Consider the following 17,243-nt stretch of genomic DNA (forward strand, 5'->3'; position numbering starts at 1 on the left):
GCGATGCTATAGGTCCACTGCAATAACTGAGCATTGCGCGCCCTCAAGTATCACTTTTCCGCCTCAAAAATAGCAGCGGAGGTTGCACTTTTAGAGAAAGACCGCGGCCAAGCCCCTCAAAAGGGCAACCAAGCCTGCAAAGCTATTAGTCCAAGAACCCCGAAAGGTCAGCGCTCCGGCGGGCCAGCCGCTCGAGGCGGGATTCGGTCATGGAGGCAATCTGATCAATGATGGCGCGGTCGCGAGCGGCGTCGGTATCGGCCTGCTCCCACCACAGGCGGAAGGTGGCATCGAGCGAACCGGGCGCACCGGCAACGAGGTAGTCGTAGACGCGGTAGATGCGCTCGCGCTGGCGGTCTTGGCGGGCTAGGTGCGCTGGCTCATCCATCACGTAAAGCACAGCAATCGTCTTTAAGAGCTTGACCTCTGCTTGTGCCAAGGGCGGAACGCGGAGGTCACCGTGCATGCGGCCGAGCGTACTGTCGCTGATGAGTTCGGCATTCGCCTCCGAGGTGGCACCGATGGTGGCGCCCACATAGCGTCCCACCAGCTCAGAGGTCATCTTTTTCAGCTTGGCATAATCGCGCAGGGTGTAGTCGAAATTACCAAGGGCGTTGATGACATCGAGGTTGCGCAGGCTATCGGCGGCTTCCAAGAGTTCATCGGCGGTTCCGCCAAAGGCCTCGGCGCCCTTTTCTGCAAGGTGGGCTAGCTCCACCAAATCCCACAACACGTTCAAGGAAATGCGCTGGGAGATGATGCCATCTTCCACGTCGTGCACGGAATAGGCAATATCATCGGACCAGTCCATGACCTGGGCCTCGATGCACTTTCGGTTATCGGTGTGGCCCTCGCGCAACCACGTTAAAAGGTCCGCGTCCTCATCATAAGCGCCGTATTTCCGGTTGATGGTGCCATCCGGATTGGTCTTGGTCCAAGGATATTTGCACGCGCCATCGAGCGCAGCGCGGGTGAGATTGAGGCCAAAGCTGTGGGCGGTGCCATCGGCGTCCTCGACGAGGACTTTGGGCTCAAGTCGGGTGAGGATGCGCAGCGTTTGCGCATTTCCTTCAAAACCGCCCTGTGCAACCTCATTGAGCGCATTTTCGCCGTTGTGACCATAGGGCGGGTGGCCAATATCGTGGGTGAGCCCGGCCATGTCACAGAGATCCGGATCGAGGCCGAGGCCGGCGCCGATGCCACGGGCAATCTGGCCAACCTCGAGCGAGTGGGTAAGCCGCGTGCGCGGGGTATCGCCATCGCGTGGGCCTACGACCTGGGTTTTATCCGCCAATCGCCGCAGCGCAGCCGAGTGCAAGACGCGGGCACGGTCGCGGGAGAATCCCCCGCGGTGTTCTTCGATATCGCTAATCGTAGATCCCTTGGGCGGTTCTTCGGCCAGCCGGGCAAAATCAGCTGCAGCATAAGAATAAGACACGCTCTAAGTTTATTCTGTGAACTGGCCTTTTGGGGCAACAACGTGGCTGCTTAGCTCTTTGTACCTTGCGGACCTTTCACGAAATTACCGCCGATCGAAGCCAAGCCGACGACCACAACTAAGAAAAAGATGAGCCCAATAGGAACAGCGGGGAAATGTAGCACAAGCTTTTGCGCAATATTGTAGTTCATGTACAGACTCAAAAGTCCGGCTGATCCTAGCGATAAAACTACTGCAAAGGCAGACGGCAGACAGTTAGCAAGTATCCTATTGCGGTGTGCTTCTGCGGCTGAAACTCCTTGCTGCCAAGCGATGGTAACGAAACGGATGAGCCGACCTTGCTGTGCCAAGGCGAGTCCGAATATGAGAACCGCTCCCCCAACAATCACATAAGCGAACAGAGGGATAAACTCGCTAGTACCTGTACCATTCGGACCGTAAAACAATGTCGAAGGTAAGTTCTCGGCCCATTGATTAGCGCCTATAACGTGCAATGCCCCGAAATCCCGCAGCTCTACTTCCTTCGAGAATACAGCTACAGAGTAGGCTGCACCTTCTTCTTCGGCCCTTTCCCACGCAGGATCCTCCCGAGAATTAAAGGTTTGATCCCATGGCCGCATCCAAGTCTGATCAAACGGCGATCTAGGTTCCCGCTCGGTTACCGTTGGGTTTCTCACCAACGAGCCGACCGTTCCTTCCCGATCTTCCACTAAAGCAAAGACCGCGCCTTCTTCTGGGGTGGAAGGCTGAAGTCCGTTTGGGCCCTCGACAGCAGGCACCCAGCTAAGAACACCTAAGCAGTCTTCCGAGTGGGTCCGGCAAGCATTCTCAGCGTTAACCGAGCTAGAAGTGTCGCCTTCCTCCGGCGTCGCGACGTACACATCCTTAGCGTTGTCTGCTAATGCTTCTCTAGCGGAGAAAAGTGCAGAATCATTCGCAATAAAAAGAATGATTGGAAACATGACAAAGATACAAGAAACCCGCAATACGGTAGTAGCAATAAAGGACCGTGTGTACCGGACTCCCAAAAGCAGAGGACTCCATCTCCTGAGCTTAAGGGCAAAAAATTCGACAAGATAGAGGACAACAGCGTAAATAAATACAGAAGCCGCACTCACCAAAAACGGAACGCAATATACAAAGATCAATGGCCACCTACTTGCAGGTGTCGCCTGAGGAATTAATCCAAGTCCTCCAAGTAGCACGGCAAAAGCCACTATACCCAGCGGATAGCGAAGAAGCTGTGCAGCTCGTGGGCTTCGTGGTATTGAATCCCTACTCGTCGGGCCCCGACTCAAATTCTCCAAAACCTTCGTTTCCTGTTGAAAGGGAACAAAGCTCAGGACTGTGAGTATGCACCACGAAATTGGCGCAATTAGCAACGGTGAAGGAAGTCCTTTGGGAAGCTCAACGCCAAAGCCCGAATACAAAAAGAGAAAGATTGGTTTCATCAACACGGGAACAAGAAAAGCGCTGATAATAGCAAAGCACGCATACGCCGTAAGTAATTCGAGAAATAATTCTCGCCGAATTCGCTTTAGCGACAGTCCAAATAGACGAAGAGCTTCATAGTGGTGGCGCCTCCCTTCCACCACATGCCTTATGCAGTATTTGAGAGCTAGGGCAAAGGGAACAGTGGAGATAATAGCTGAATACATCAGCCCCATTGACATAGATTCAGCTACCTCTTCCGCAGCTATAGTCGAGATCAACAGGCTCACGAAGAACATAAGTACAAGCGCCGTTGTGAGCAATGGAATACTTTCCGCGAAAGTGTCTTTGCGTATCCTAGATTCGACCGCGCGAAAGTTCATTAGTTAACCCCCGATTTCCAAGACCTGATCAGTAAATTTCTCTAATCGGTCGTCATGGGACACGACCAATGCGATTGTCCGGTTTTCTTTTACATAGTTATGCAAATAGCGCAATACTGAGTACGCATTTTTCTCATCTAACGCGCTTGTTGGCTCATCTGCGAGAATTAGTCGAGGCCCTTTGGAAATCGCCGTGGCTATGGCTGCACGTTGACGTTGCCCGCCCGAAAGCTCGTGTGGAAGTGAGTCAGCATATTCACTCATGCTAAATTGAGCCAACAGCGAACGATTGTCTTCCTGCGTTGTAGAAGTCCCACTTAGCTCTCGAGCGAAGGATAGGTTTTCGTCGATCGTCAGACAGGGGACTATGCCGGAATCTTGAAAGACAATTCCCATTGACTTCGCTCGAAGCCTATCTCTGTCCTTTTCAGAAGAGCTCCACAAATTGTTTCCGAAGATGTTAACTGTTCCCGATGTGGGTTTTTGGAGGCCACAAACCACACGGAGCAGTGTAGTTTTACCAGACCCAGAGGCTCCACGAATCCAGGTGAGGGTACCTGGCTCATGCACGGAATTGATGGAAAATAACGGTCTACTTTTCCTGCTTAACTGTACCACTAGGTCTTCTAGTTGCAGCATGTTCTCCACGTGAATCTCCGAAGCATTTCAAAATGTGCGAGGATAGCTTTTCATGATGACCCGATGACCACATCAATAAACAAGATCCCCTATTTAAAAACTATCATCAGCCTATAAAATAGCATATGAAAATCACTTTTATATTTAAGGAGTCCTTTCTTTATTTTGCATCGTTTCGTGCCGCAGCTTCTGATTCGGCCGCAGCATCAGTTCAATGCGGTACAGGCGCCTTTTCCAGGCACGCGCACACCGGGGAGAGACGATGCTGGCGAGCCCAATATAAAACAGCCCGCCGCATTCGTGCGCGAGGTAGCGCCACCAGGACTTGGAAAAGCGCCGGGCGGGATAATAGGGCGTGCCCGAGACCGAGGCATTGAGCCCTTCTTGCTTGGCGATGACCCACGTGCGCAACCTGTGCAAGGGATCGGTGACGATGATGGCATCGGCAAGGCCGTGGGCATCGATAACCGCAGCTAAGGACTCACGCGTATCGAGGCCTTCCTCCACGGCGGATACCTGCAGCTCAGGGAAGTGCTCGCGCAGGTAATCGCGCGCGACCCCAGCCTCGGTAAACCGATCCCCGGGCAGCTGGCCGCCGACGGTTATGACGGGCAGGCCGCGGGAGGTGGCCAGCTCCCCGGCATGGCGCAGACGCCCGGCTAGGATGCGGGAGGGGCGGCCATCGTATTGCGCGGTGCCTAAAACAACGACGTATTTCACAATACTTCCCACCCTACTGCCTGCAGAGGAGGTTCTCCGGATTGGGCGTTCGGGCAGGTAGAGTTGTGGGCATGAATCTTAGTGCACGAATCGGCCGCGCTACCATCGCGGCATTTTTGCTCGGCTGCACCTCCATTGGCGCAGGCCAGGCCCTAGCCGCGGAGACCATTACCATCGCCCAAGCCCCGGATACGGCAGCGGTGACGGATAGGGTAAACGATGAGGCAGGGGTCTTAAGCACCGAGGAAATTAGGGAGATCAATGAGAAGATCACCCAGCTACAAAAAGACCAGTCGCTCATCATCTTCGTTGTCTTCGCAAACGATCCTGGCACTGATCCAGAAAGCTATGCACGCAACATCGTCAACGAGAAGGGCCCGAATTCCGCGGCCTATGTCGTTGGCGTGAACGAGCGCCAGGTGGGCGTGCAGACCGGCGATCAATGGCCCGAGGGCCGCCTGGATCAGATGTACGATGCCGCCTATAGCAAGCTCTCCAATGAGGAATACGGCGCTTCTGCGATCGCGCTTGCCGATGCTGCCCTTGGTAACTCCAGCTCCTCCGATTCTTCTGGCATGGCCTGGTTGGGCGGTGGCGCCGCCGCCATCGTCGCTGCAGGAGGTGGCGTCTGGTATTACTCGCGCCGCAATACAAAGAAGAGTAAGGCAAAGACTTTAGAGTCTGCCCGCGAGATTGCGCCAGAAGATACCGATCAATTAAACCGGCTGCCGCTAGATACCTTGGATAAATTGGCCCAGGAAGAGTTGGTTTCCACGGATGAATCCATCCGCCGCGGCAAGGAAGAGCTCAATATCGCCCTGTCTGAATTCGGGCCGGAGCGCACCCGCCCGTTTACCAAGGCGATGAATCATTCCACCTCTACCCTGCAAAAGGCCTTCAAGATTCGCCAGCGCCTCGATGATGCGGTACCGGAATCCCAGGCCGAGCGCCGGCAAATGCTGGTAGAAATAGTCTCCACCTGCGGCCAAGCCGATGACACACTGGATAGCCAGGCAGAAGAGTTTGCCCGGATGCGAGACCTGCTGCTGCAAAGCGACTCTAAGTTGGACGAGCTCACCCAGCGCACCGTCGGGCTGCGCACCCGCCTGCCGGGTGCCGAAGGTACCCTGAAAAAGCTCCAAGAGGACTACTCTGCAGAGGTCCTATCCTCCATTGCGGATAACCCAGAATTGGCTAGCGCCTCCCTCGATGAAGCGGAAAAGCTCCTGGACCAAGCCCGCGAGGTGCAGGGCCAACCCGCCGGACAACAGGGGTCGCTCGTGGGGCTTATCCGCGATATTGAGCACGCCACGGAGGTTACCGATAGGCTCCTTACCAGTGTGGAACACGCCGAGGAGAATATTTCCTCCGCGCGCCGCAATCTGGGCGCGCTCATCACCGAGGTCGAGGGTGAAATCGAGGAAGCCCGAGAACTGGAGCGCCAAGGCAAATCTCAGGGAACCCAGGCGGATTGGGAGGCCCTCGAGGAGCTGCTTGAGCGCGCTTCTGCCGCGGTAACTGACGCCAAGCAGCAGGGCGATACGGATCCCTTGGGCCAGCACACCGCCCTTATGAGCATCGATACCGAGCTTGATGAGGGCCTCGACCGCGTGCGGGAAAAGACCTCCACCCACGCGCGCCAGCTCGAGCTTTTCCACCAGCAAATGTCGGCGGCGGAATCCAATATTCAGGCCGCCGAGGATCTCATTTCCTCGCGCGGGCGCATCGTTGGTTCCGGCGCCCGCACCGCGCTTGCCGATGCCAAGCGTCTCCACGCCCAAGCCCTGCACACCCAGCGCAGCGATATCCGCGGCGCACTGCAATCCTCCCGCGAGGCCGTGGCCGCAGCACAGACCGCCCTGCAACGGGCCAAGGATGATTCCGATGAATACCGCCGCCAGCAACAACGCCAGCAAACGAGTTCTGCGGCCGGCAATATCATCACCGGTATGGTCTTAGGCCAAATCTTGGGCGGCGGTGGCCGCGGCTTCGGGGGTGGTTTCAGCGGAGGCGGCGGCAGCTTCGGTGGCGGCGGAGGAGGATTCTCCGGCGGCGGTGGCGGAGGCGGTTTCCGCGGCGGCTCCTTCTAAGGCCTGCTTTGTTGGCGCTTAGCCGCGCACGATGCGCGGTGCGGCATCAACAAGCAGGCAGCTATAGCTCAGCACTACCGCATCCACGTCCGGAAGGCCATTGTTATCAGCGGCCGCTACTTCTAGGCCATTGCCCCGCGGGTTAAGGCGCGCAACCTCGCAGCCCTCCGTGCTACCATCTTCGGCAAGGGCCACGATGCGGCGCTGCTTGCCAAAGATGGCGGAGCGCTCCAAAAGGTAGTGGGTGTCTCCGCAGGTCGCGCGCAGGCGCGTGACGGTCAATCCCGCCTGCGAAACTTCATAATGTTTCGCAGCTCCGGAACCCGCGCTGCGGCTGGCACGCGGCCGAGCCCGCAGGAAAAAACGCGGGGAGGCGGTTGCACCGTCTAGCGAGGTCTCTACGTCAAAAAGCACATCCGGCTGTGCGGGATCCCCGGAGAGCGCGCCGGCAATGGTCAGTACCCCGTCTCGCACCCAGGCGATGTCGGTGCCGCGTACGTCGCGCAGAGTAGCACCATTCCACTGCCACGGCATCGTTCCCGCCATTAGAAAATGAACACCGCCAGCAGGGCGACGATGGAGGCCAATACCAGCGTGATGATCCATACCCACGCGGAGTTTTTGGTGTTCTTTTCCAAAATCGCGCGGGTAAACCAGCTCAGACCGGCGATCTCCGCGGTGTTTAGCCCCTCCGCATCGTCTTCGAATTCCAAGATGGCCTTGCGCACGCCAGAATTCTTGGCGGAAAACTGCGCCACCTTGTTGTCATCGACATCATCGATGATCCAATCGCCGCTATTTTCATTGACGTAATGAAAGGTGCGGCCATTGAGCGAGGCTTCAAGGCGCTTATCGCGGCCGAGGCGGCCGGCGAGGCGGTAGACGGAGCCATCGTCAAGCGTGGCCGAAGCGCCCAGATCGCTGACCTCGACGCGCCAAAAATTGCCGTCTACCTCGGCGGAATGCTCCGCAAAGACGCCTAGGCGCTCCGGCCCCTCCTCAACGAGGAGGACGGGCTTTTCGCGCTCGGAGCGATCCCAGCTGGTGTAGTGCATCTGCTTAGCATCCAATCAGGCGCGCGGCGAGGTAAGACTCAAGATTCTCAATCTTTACGCGCTCTTGCTCCATGGTGTCGCGCTCGCGCACGGTCACGGCGTTATCCTCGAGCGAATCGAAGTCGAAGGTGACGCAGAATGGCGTACCGACCTCGTCTTGGCGGCGGTAGCGGCGGCCGATGGCACCGGAGACGTCAAAGTCCACGTTCCAGTGAGTGCGCAGCTTATCCGCGAGCTCGCGGGCCGGGGTGGACAGCTCTTCCTTCTTGGACAATGGCAGGACGGCGACCTTGATGGGCGCCAAGCGGCGGTCCAGGCGCAGAACCACGCGCTTGTCGGTACCGCCCTTAGCGTTCGGCGCCTCTTCCTCGTCGTAGGCATCTACCAGGAAGGCCATCATGGAACGGCCCAGACCAGCGGCTGGCTCGATGACGTATGGAATCCAGCGCTCATCATTGGCCTGGTCATAGTAGGACAGGTCCTCGCCAGAGCCCTTGTCGTGAACGGACAGGTCATAGTCGGTGCGGTTGGCCACACCTTCCAGCTCGCCCCACTTGGAGCCCTTGAAGCCGAAGGCGTACTCCACATCCACGGTGCGCTTAGAGTAGTGCGAGAGCTTTTCCTTGGGGTGCTCGTACAGGCGCAGGTTTTCTTCCTTGATGCCCAGGTCGGTGTACCACTTGTAGCGGTCATCGATCCAGTACTGGTGCCACTCTTCGTCCTCGCCCGGCTTGACGAAGAACTCCATCTCCATCTGCTCGAACTCGCGGGTGCGGAAGATGAAGTTACCCGGGGTGATCTCGTTGCGGAAGGACTTACCAATATTGGCGATGCCAAATGGCGGCTTCATGCGCGAGGAGGTCATCACGTTCTTGAAGTTGATGAAAATGCCCTGTGCGGTCTCCGGGCGCAGGTAGTGCAGACCTTGCTCGTCATCGACTGGCCCCAGGAAGGTCTTCAGCAGGCCAGAAAAGGCCTTCGGCTCGGTCCAGTCACCTGGCTGGCCGGTTTCCGGATCGTTGATATCCGCTAGGCCGTTTTCTGGCTCGTGGCCGTGCTTTTCCTCGTAGGCCTCGAGCAAGTGGTCGGCGCGGTAGCGCTTACCGGTGTGGCGGGATTCCACCAGGGGATCAGTAAAGACTTCCACGTGGCCGGAGGAGACCCACACCTGGCGCGGTTGGATGACGGAGGTATCCACACCCACGACGTCGGGGCGGGATTGGACCATGTGGCGCCACCACTGGCGCTTGATGTTTTCCTTCAACTCCACACCAAGAGGACCATAGTCCCAAGCGGAGCGGGAACCGCCGTAAATCTCACCCGCCTGGTAGACCAAGCCGCGGCGTTTACACAGATTAACAACGGTATCGATAAGGGATGCCATGGTTGTAAAGGACTCCTCTGGTAGGGGACAGTCGTGACAATCTCGTTCAGTTTAACCCTTATCGCCCATCCGTAGTGTGATCAGGGGGTGCAAATTTAAATCGGTTAATGTACAGGTAATGACCAACTTGAGGTAATATAGTAGTGGTCGACAGATAATAGATACCGTATTGAAGGTGCCCACTCCCTATGACGACCGTTCAATTAGCATTTAATAACTCTGCGGCCGCAAGCGTTATCGCGGCCCTCGATTCCCCGCTGCGCATTTCCATTATTACCCGCCTAGCGGAGCGCGACCATTACGTACACGAGCTGGTAAAAGCCACCGGCAAGTCCCAGCCGCTGATTAGCCAGCACCTGCGAGTACTTAAGCAGGCAGGGATTGTCAGCTCTGAACGCAATGGGCGTGAGGTGACCTACTCTCTGGTCGCACCGGAGGTTTTAACCCTTTTGGAAGACGCCGCGAAAATCGCCTCTTAATAACAGGTCTGCATATAAAGACGATTTATTATAGCGCTTGTTGAAAAAGAGTTGATAATATGAATGTCATGTCCATTCATGAGAGTATCCCCAAGCTCGGCTCACGCAACACTAAACAGCGCACCGCGGTGGTCGAGGTCCTGCGGGACATCGACAAATTCGCCTCCGCCAAGGAAATTTATCACCAGCTCCAAGAGCGACAAGAAAAAGTCGGTCTCACTACCGTCTACCGCACCCTACAGTCTCTGTCCGATATTGATGCCGTAGATGCGCTACACATGCCCAATGGCGAGACCCTGTACCGCCATTGCGAAACCGATGCGCACCACCACCACTTGGTATGCACCAAATGCGGCCGCACCGAAGAAATCGATGGTGGCCCCATTGAAAAGTGGGCTTCGGCCGTAGCCACCGAGTACAACTTCGAGCTTACCGGCCACGACGCGGAGATCTTCGGCGTCTGTTCGCAGTGCGCGGCCGCACAGTAGCCAGCGAACGGTAGTCTCGCGCGCCTTCCTTAGCTGCTACTTCCCTACTTCACAGCACCGAAGCGGCGATCTCGGCGGGCATATTCCTCAATGGCGGCGAAGAGATCCTCTGGGGTGAAATCAGGAAATAGCTTGTCCTGATAAATCATCTCGGCGTAGGCGGACTGCCACAGCAGGAAGTTCGAGGTGCGCTTCTCCCCGGAAGGCCGCAAGAATAGGTCCACGTCCGGCATGCCGGGATCATAGAGATGCTCTGCGATGGTGCTTTCTTTAATATCGCGCGGGCGGATCTCACCAGCAGCGACCTTTTCCGCAATCTGGCGCACGCCATCGACCATTTCCGCCCGGCCGCCGTAATTCACGCACATGGCCAACGTCATTTTCGTATTATTCTTGGTCAATTCTTCGGCGGCCTCAAGCTCTTTAATCACTGAGCGCCACAGGCGCGGGCGCCTTCCTACCCACACCACGCGCACGCCGCGCTCATTGAGCCACTCTCGCTGCCGGCGCAGCACGTCGCGGTTAAAGCCCATCAAAAAGCGCACCTCTTCTGGGCTGCGCCGCCAATTTTCAGTAGAAAACGCATAGGCCGAAAGGTACGGGACACCGGCGGCGAGGCAAGCATCGACGACATCGAGAAGCACCGCCTCTCCCCTGCGGTGGCCCTCCGTGCGTTTCATGCCCTTTTCCTGGGCCCAGCGGCCATTGCCGTCCATCACCAACGCAATATGGCGCGGCAGCAGCTCATCCGGGATATTCGGCGGGGTCAGGCGGCGAGAAGGATCTGGGGTAATCACGGACTACAGTTTACTGTTCCATCACTTGTAATGCGGACACATTTCGCTCCATGTGCCACTGCAGGTGCGCCCGCGCTAGCCGATGCCCCTCCTGCCGCTGCGCATTCGTCGGATCCGTCGGATAGCCATGTGCCAAAAGCCACAAGTGGTGCAGGGTTTCCGGATCCACTTCAGCAGCACCTGGCGGCCGACATTCGTGGCAAGCAGCGCCGCCGACCGCCGGGTGAAAGGCGTGGTGCGGGCCGGGTCGCTGGCACTGGGCGCAATCAAAGAGGCTCGGAGCCCACCCGGCATGCGCCATGGCCTGCAATAAGAACGCATCAAGCGCTTGCGTCGGCTCATCGGTTTGCAATTGCTCGAGCGTAGCTACGACTGCGTTGTAGAGGTACGGGTCGCCGTCGCCATCCGCGTAGATGAGCCGCTCCGCCGATTCCAAGACCGCGCAGGCGGCCGTATAGCGCTCATAGTCTTCAATGAGGCGCGCGCCAAAATAATTTACCGTATCTGCCTGGGAAATCGTGGCCAGGTTCTTTCCCACATACAGTTGGACGTCAAGGTTGACGAAGAGCTGCAGCCGCGATCCAAAGCGGGATTTTGCTCGGCGCACTCCCTTGGCCACCGCACGCACCAACCCATGGTTTTGGGTGAGAAGTACGATTACGCGGTCGGCTTCCCCAAAATCATAGGAGCGAATGACCACGGCGCGGTCGCGATAATTTTCGCGCATAGCCTTTTAGAACCCGAGCCTGCCCAGCGACTTGGCATCTGATTGCCAATTCTTCAACACCTTGATGCGCAGGTCCAGATACACATTCTGGCCCAATAGCTCCATGATTTCCTTGCGGGCATTGCCCACGATGCGGCGGAAACGCAGGCCATCTTTACCTTCGATGATGCGCTTTTGACCTTGACGCTCCAAGTACATGATGGCGTGAATATCCAGCACTCCCTCACGCGTGCGCGAGGGCAGCATTTCATCGATCTGCACCGCAACCGAGTGCGGCAGCTCCGCCTTCAAGCCAGATAGCGCGGCCTCACGGATAAGCTCCTCGATGCGCTTTTCTTGCCCTTCATCCGTGATGTGATCATCCGGGTAGAACTTCGGCCCCTCCGGCAAGTGATCCACGATGACCTGCACCAAGTCATCCAGTTGCACGCCCTTTTTACTAGAAACCGGAATCACCACTGCCTCTGGATCTTCTTGCGCCAAGAGCTCGTGTAAGGCGAGAAGCTGCGCGCTCACTTGGTCCTTGGATGCTTTATCCAGCTTGGTCACGATGCCGATGATGGGGGTCTTCGGCGCAATCGAGCGCACATTATCCAAGATCCACCGGTCACCCGGGCCGATCTTTTCATCTGCCGGAATGGTCAAGCCGATGACATCCACATCGGCATACGTTTCTTTGACCACTTCATTCAGCCGCTCGCCCAACAAGGTGCGGGGGCGGTGCAGACCCGGTGTATCCACTACGACCACCTGTGCATCCTCGCGGTGAACCAAACCGCGGATGGTGTGGCGGGTCGTTTCCGGTTGGTCCGCGGTAATGGCAATCTTCTGCCCCACCAGCGCGTTAGTCAGCGTGGATTTACCCGTATTCGGGCGGCCCACAAAGGATACGAATCCAGAGCGGAATCCTTCCGGTGTATCCGTGTACTGCGAATAATCTAACGGAGCGGCCTTCTCCCCGGCGGCTTCCGGAGCGGCATCATCGGGGTCATCTGGCAGGCCCTCGAATGCCGCATCAAATTGTGCATCAATATCAGAACTCATTACCTGCAATGATAGCCCACCGCACCAAAATCTCCGATTATTTCACGCCACAACAAATCTGCAGGCTAAGCTAAGACAGTTCTCTCCTCCTCGGTGTATTTCTCACCGCTTCGTGAAAGGCACTCCGCCATGCCAACCAAGTCTCCCCTACTGCTCCTGGGCGCTCTTCTCACCATTTCCATTAGTGCCTGTTCATCCCCTGATGCTGGCCCTTCGCCTTCCGAAGAGGAATCTACAAGTACTTCTACTAGTTCATCATCCAGCTCACCTAGTGCCTCCGCTTCGAGCAGCGTTGCCCAATCCACCACGCAAGAGCCCACCTCCGAAACCCCAGCAGAGCCAGAAGCCCAAGTAGCAACTGAGGAGTCAGGCGCACAACCACAAGCGGCAGCCGCTGAGCCAGAGCTGCTGTACTGCGAAATGGGCCTTGGCGCAGTCGGGAGATTTTCTGATGGCTCTTCGCACCAAACCGAACTGTGCAATACCCCTGCACTCCAGCGTTCCGTGCGCGCGGAAGGAGTATGCGGTGGCCTTAATGGACACTTGCTTTATCCAGACGAGTGGCCAGAACTTTGCAACGGCGGCGCTCCATATTCGGGACCACCGCAGGGTGGAGCCTCGCCAGAATTCTATGACGAAGATTCTCTTACGAGAATGCCCTTGGAAACACAAGGGGAAGGCCTCTAGATCGGTGCCTCGAAGCTGTATCCCGCCTACCTTTTCGCAGATGCTATAGGTCCACTGCAACAACTGAGCATATTAGCGCCTGAAATGTAGCAAATCGCGCTCAGATATACCCGAGGACGTTGACCTTTTGCGTTCTCGATCAGTTCAACACCAGCCCGAAGGCCCCGCACCCTCAAAATAAACGAGGGTGCGGGGCCTTCAATAGCTAAGAGATTTAGCCGGGTGTCTATTTCTTGAATTCATCCGGAAGCGGGCCAAGCTGCGGTCCGTCCGGGTAGTACTTCCAGCCGTCCTTAATGCGAACATCATCGGACCATGGCAGTTTGTACTCGCCCTTGGCAAGGTCTTCTACCCAGGTGAGGTAGTTTTCGGTCTTTCCGCCTGGGTAGCCAACATAGCCGCGATTGCCCAGGTTGAAGATGTTGTTTTCGAGGCCCCAGTTGATGCGCGCCTTATCAGCCAGCGCTGGGAATACCTCTGCAGTAACGATTTCGCCCGGGTTGCGGTGGCCCTCAGAAATCATGTGGCCGTCGTAGTTGCAGACATTGCCTTCACCGAAGTAATAGAAGACCTGGTCATAGCCCGCCAAGTTCACCGATGCTGTGTACATGAGGTTCTGGAAGGCGTTGGTCTTGTTGGTCATGATCCACTGGTCTTGGGTTTGGGTGGAATAGCCCGAGATGCGGATGTAGACATTGGCGCCCTTATACGCTGCTTCGCGAGCAAGCTCTGGGAACATGCCATCGTGGCAGATATTGACTGCAAGCTTGGAACCCTTGGGGCCATCGCACACCGGCATACCCAAGTCGCCCGGGTACCACGGCTCGATGGGGGTCCATGGCTGCAGCTTGCGGTAGTGCAATGCAATCTCACCGTCGGAGTTGATGATAATCGCCGTGTTGAACGGCGGCTTTCCCTCTTCATGGTTGGGTTCCATGATGGAGAAGACGCCCCAGACGTCGTTATCCTTACAAGCCTGCTTGTACTGGTCCACCTTGGGGTCATCGAGGCCGATGAGGAATTCATCGTAGGACCAAATCTTGGTGTTCAGGCCCGAAGAGGAGTATTCCGGAAAGACGATGAGATCTAGGTCTGGGTAGCCAGCCTTGGTCGAGGCCACCATGCGGCAGATTTCATCGACGTTTGCTTGAACGTCTTCCGGGGAATTGACTACGGGAACTGGGTATTGAATAAGGGCCATCAACAGGCCGTCGGGGGATGCGCTGATACTTCCGGTGCTGGACAAGACGGGACTCCAATCACGTCGTTGATTACGTTACACCTATCACTTTATAGGTATTCACCAAGTTATGCACCAAAACAGCGGATTACTTGTCTCGGATTGCAGACCACACCACTCCACCAGTGCAGCTTTAGAGCTCCTCCGCCTGGAATTGCATACTCGGGTGGGCGAAGGCGTCCTGAGCTTGAATAAGCTGCAGCTCAGTGGATTCCGCCTCATACGTCGTGCGCAGAAGCTCATAGACGGAAGATGCGGTGCGGCGCAGCGCCTCTTTCACGTCATGGGTTTCAACGTAGTGGCCAGTAAACAGCGCCGCGGTCACGTCACCAGAGCCGTTGCGCTTAACCGGCAACAGCGGGGTCGAGAGCAAGAAAGCGCGTTCACCATCAACGGCGAGCATCTCAATCTGATCCGCAGGGGTTTCCGGGCGTTTTACGGAGGTAACCAATACCGTCTTCGGCCCCATTTCCTGCGCCTTCTTCACCGCAGCCAAGGTCTGGTCCAAGGTATTGACCTCGGTACCGGTAAGGTAGCCCAGCTCAAATTGGTTCGGGGTGATGATATCGGCCACGGGCACCACGCGGTCACGCAGCAGCGGCGGAATGTCATCTGAAACGAAGCAGCCCGACTTCGCATTACCCATCACGGGGTCGCAAGCGTACAGCGCCTTGGGGTTGACGGCCTTGATTCGGCGAACGGTGTCCACGATGGCATCAGCAATGTCGGAGCCGCCCTGGTAGCCAGAAAGTATGGCGTCGATACCTTCAAAAGCACCGCGCTTTTCGATGCCATCGATGATCGACGTGACATCACTGGCCGGAATCATCGGTCCACCCCAGTCACCGTATCCAGTGTGGTTGGAAAAATTCACCGTGTGCACGGGCCACACCTCGTGGCCGGCGCGCTGGAGAGGAAAGACGGCCGCGGAATTTCCCACATGGCCGTAGGTGACATGAGACTGGATGGAAAGGATAGTCATAGCTATCCATTGTGCTACTGCTTATGCACAGAGACAAAGGAATGGGCGAAATTATTCTTGGGTTTCCTCGTCGCGTGGTTCCCCAATCGTGGGGATGCCGCCGCCGGGTACCTGTTCATCGAGGCGTGCTCGCTCGGCAGCATCCGGAAAGGCCTTCGGGCCCGAAGGCTTTGGCTGGTAGCTCTTCCCGCGTGCAACGAGGTCATCGTACCAATCCGCCAGCAGTTCATTCTGCCGGGCAAACATTTCCTTTTCTTCCGCCGCGGTGGCGTGATCGTAGCCCAGCAAGTGCAGGCAGCCGTGCACCGTCAACAGCGCGAGCTCGTGCCCGAGCGAATGTCCGGCGGCATCGGCCTGTCGCAGAGCGAACTCGGGGCATAAGACAATATCGCCAAGCATGGCAGGGCCCGGATCGGCGGCATCGGGGCGCCCGCCACCAGAAGTGGCGCCGGGGGTAAGCTCATCCATGGGAAAACTCATGACATCGGTAGGGCCTTCCAAGTCCATCCAGCGGATGTGCAGATCCTCAATGGACTTCAGATCCACGCAGGTAATGGTGCATTCCGCATCGGGGTTGATGTCCATGGCACCGAAGGTAAAAGAGGCGACATCGATAAGCATCTCCTCGTTGACGCCTTCAAAACCCGACTCGTTGAGAAACTCGATACTCACTTATTTCCCCTCGTTTTCCGCAGCCTGTTTATTGTCAAAGGAATCATAGGCATCCACGATGCGGCCGACCAGCTGGTGGCGCACCACGTCCTGGGCGCTGAGATCCGCAAAGTGGATATCGTCCACGTTATTGAGAATTCGTCGCACGATGCGCAGGCCGGATACCTGCCCGCGCGGCAGATCCACCTGGGAAATATCGCCGGTGACCACGATGGTGGAGCCAAAGCCCAGGCGGGTCAAAAACATCTTCATCTGAGCCGGCGTGGTGTTTTGCGCCTCATCAAGGATGACGAAAGCATCATTGAGCGTACGCCCGCGCATATACGCCAGCGGGGCGACCTCGATGATGCCGGCATCCATCAGCTTGGGGATCATCTCTGGATCGAGCATGTCCCGCAGCGCGTCATACAGCGGGCGCAGGTACGGGTCGATCTTGTCATTCAGCGTACCCGGCAAAAAGCCCAGGTTTTCGCCCGCCTCGACCGCCGGACGGGTAAGAATAATGCGCGAGACTTGCTTATTTTGCAGCGCCTGCACGGCCTTCGCCACCGCCAGGTAGGTCTTGCCGGAACCGGCCGGGCCAATGCCAAAGACCACCGTATTATTGTCGATGGCCTGCACATATTCGGATTGCCCCACGGTCTTAGGGCGGATGGACTTGCCGCGGCGCTTGACGATGTCCGCCGCCATCGCCGCTGCCACCGACTGCGGCGCCTCTACGGCGACCATGTCCATGGTGTGCTTGACCGTATCGGTAGATACGGCATGGCCGCGCCTAGCGATGGCCTCGAGCTCATCGAGGATCTTCGCCGCGCGGGCTACCTCGTAATCGGGGCCGGTGACGGTGACAATATTGCCGCGGGCAAAAAGGTCCGCATCGAGGCGGTCATTGAGCACGCGGAGGTTATCGTCCGCGCTGCCCAAAACGCTGCTGACATACGCGGAATCGATCTCACATTTCTTGGTGATGATAGGCACGTCTAATAG

General features: G+C 57.0%; 17 protein-coding genes. 3 read left to right on the top strand and 14 right to left on the bottom strand.

Annotated elements, in window-relative coordinates; genetic code table 11:
- Positions 1-145: 145 nt before the first annotated feature.
- The 4 genes from ABRP86_RS05375 to ABRP86_RS05390 all read right to left on the bottom strand — a co-directional run bounded on the left by ABRP86_RS05375 (position 146) and on the right by ABRP86_RS05390 (position 4,611).
- Entirely contained in the window at positions 146-1,438 is a 1,293-nt protein-coding gene (locus ABRP86_RS05375; RefSeq protein ID WP_349862898.1) for a deoxyguanosinetriphosphate triphosphohydrolase, read from the bottom strand.
- Between the two features lie 50 nt (positions 1,439-1,488).
- Complete coding sequence (locus ABRP86_RS05380) at positions 1,489-3,252, bottom strand: hypothetical protein (RefSeq protein WP_023023394.1); 1,764 nt, start codon at positions 3,250-3,252, stop codon at positions 1,489-1,491.
- Positions 3,253-3,255: 3 nt separating this feature from the next.
- The gene (locus ABRP86_RS05385) at positions 3,256-3,891 is read right to left on the bottom strand and encodes an ABC transporter ATP-binding protein (protein WP_023023396.1); all 636 of its coding nucleotides are present in this window, start codon (positions 3,889-3,891) and stop codon (positions 3,256-3,258) included.
- Positions 3,892-4,035: 144 nt separating this feature from the next.
- A complete protein-coding gene (locus tag ABRP86_RS05390) occupies positions 4,036-4,611 on the bottom strand; it encodes a YdcF family protein (RefSeq protein ID WP_349862900.1) in 576 nt (191 codons plus the stop codon).
- A 71-nt stretch (positions 4,612-4,682) separates the two neighbouring features.
- On the opposite strand from ABRP86_RS05390, the gene ABRP86_RS05395 reads away from it, so the two are divergent.
- The gene (locus tag ABRP86_RS05395) at positions 4,683-6,701 is read left to right on the top strand and encodes a TPM domain-containing protein (RefSeq protein ID WP_349862902.1); all 2,019 of its coding nucleotides are present in this window, start codon (positions 4,683-4,685) and stop codon (positions 6,699-6,701) included.
- An 18-nt stretch (positions 6,702-6,719) separates the two neighbouring features.
- Here the strand turns inward: ABRP86_RS05395 and ABRP86_RS05400 are convergent, their stop codons facing one another.
- The 3 genes from ABRP86_RS05400 to ABRP86_RS05410 are packed head-to-tail and all read right to left on the bottom strand — an operon-like array spanning position 6,720 to position 9,140.
- The gene (locus ABRP86_RS05400) at positions 6,720-7,247 is read right to left on the bottom strand and encodes a hypothetical protein (RefSeq protein ID WP_349862904.1); all 528 of its coding nucleotides are present in this window, start codon (positions 7,245-7,247) and stop codon (positions 6,720-6,722) included.
- A complete protein-coding gene (locus ABRP86_RS05405) occupies positions 7,247-7,756 on the bottom strand; it encodes a hypothetical protein (protein ID WP_349862906.1) in 510 nt (169 codons plus the stop codon). The genes ABRP86_RS05400 and ABRP86_RS05405 overlap by 1 nt, the downstream gene beginning before the upstream one ends.
- Positions 7,757-7,760: 4 nt before the next feature.
- Entirely contained in the window at positions 7,761-9,140 is a 1,380-nt protein-coding gene (locus ABRP86_RS05410) for a glycine--tRNA ligase (protein WP_349862908.1), read from the bottom strand.
- A 188-nt stretch (positions 9,141-9,328) separates the two neighbouring features.
- On the opposite strand from ABRP86_RS05410, the gene ABRP86_RS05415 reads away from it, so the two are divergent.
- On the top strand, positions 9,329-9,619 hold the full coding sequence (locus ABRP86_RS05415; protein ID WP_005278104.1) for an ArsR/SmtB family transcription factor: 291 nt from the start codon (positions 9,329-9,331) through the stop codon (positions 9,617-9,619).
- Between the two features lie 68 nt (positions 9,620-9,687).
- Positions 9,688-10,107, top strand: a complete 420-nt coding sequence (locus tag ABRP86_RS05420) for a Fur family transcriptional regulator (protein ID WP_370657781.1) — start codon at positions 9,688-9,690, stop codon at positions 10,105-10,107.
- Positions 10,108-10,151: 44 nt separating this feature from the next.
- On the opposite strand, the gene ABRP86_RS05425 is transcribed toward ABRP86_RS05420, so the two are convergent.
- From ABRP86_RS05425 to ABRP86_RS05455, 7 genes are all read right to left on the bottom strand, one after another.
- Entirely contained in the window at positions 10,152-10,904 is a 753-nt protein-coding gene (locus ABRP86_RS05425) for an isoprenyl transferase (RefSeq protein WP_349862910.1), read from the bottom strand.
- A 10-nt stretch (positions 10,905-10,914) separates the two neighbouring features.
- The gene (gene recO / locus ABRP86_RS05430; protein WP_349862912.1) at positions 10,915-11,631 is read right to left on the bottom strand and encodes a DNA repair protein RecO; all 717 of its coding nucleotides are present in this window, start codon (positions 11,629-11,631) and stop codon (positions 10,915-10,917) included.
- A gap of 6 nt (positions 11,632-11,637) precedes the next feature.
- A complete protein-coding gene (gene era, locus ABRP86_RS05435) occupies positions 11,638-12,675 on the bottom strand; it encodes a GTPase Era (protein ID WP_349862914.1) in 1,038 nt (345 codons plus the stop codon).
- Positions 12,676-13,588: 913 nt separating this feature from the next.
- Entirely contained in the window at positions 13,589-14,608 is a 1,020-nt protein-coding gene (locus tag ABRP86_RS05440; protein WP_023023423.1) for a formamidase, read from the bottom strand.
- Positions 14,609-14,735: 127 nt separating this feature from the next.
- A complete protein-coding gene (gene pdxY, locus ABRP86_RS05445; protein ID WP_349862916.1) occupies positions 14,736-15,584 on the bottom strand; it encodes a pyridoxal kinase PdxY in 849 nt (282 codons plus the stop codon).
- Positions 15,585-15,635: 51 nt separating this feature from the next.
- Positions 15,636-16,256, bottom strand: a complete 621-nt coding sequence (gene ybeY, locus ABRP86_RS05450; protein ID WP_349862918.1) for an rRNA maturation RNase YbeY — start codon at positions 16,254-16,256, stop codon at positions 15,636-15,638.
- Positions 16,257-17,234 carry a PhoH family protein gene (locus tag ABRP86_RS05455; protein WP_005284200.1) on the bottom strand — a complete coding sequence of 326 codons (978 nt, stop codon included), beginning with the start codon at positions 17,232-17,234 and terminating at the stop codon, positions 16,257-16,259.
- Positions 17,235-17,243 lie beyond the last annotated feature (9 nt).

This window comes from Corynebacterium sp. KPL3927, from assembly GCF_040225835.1.
Taxonomy (GTDB): domain Bacteria; phylum Actinomycetota; class Actinomycetes; order Mycobacteriales; family Mycobacteriaceae; genus Corynebacterium.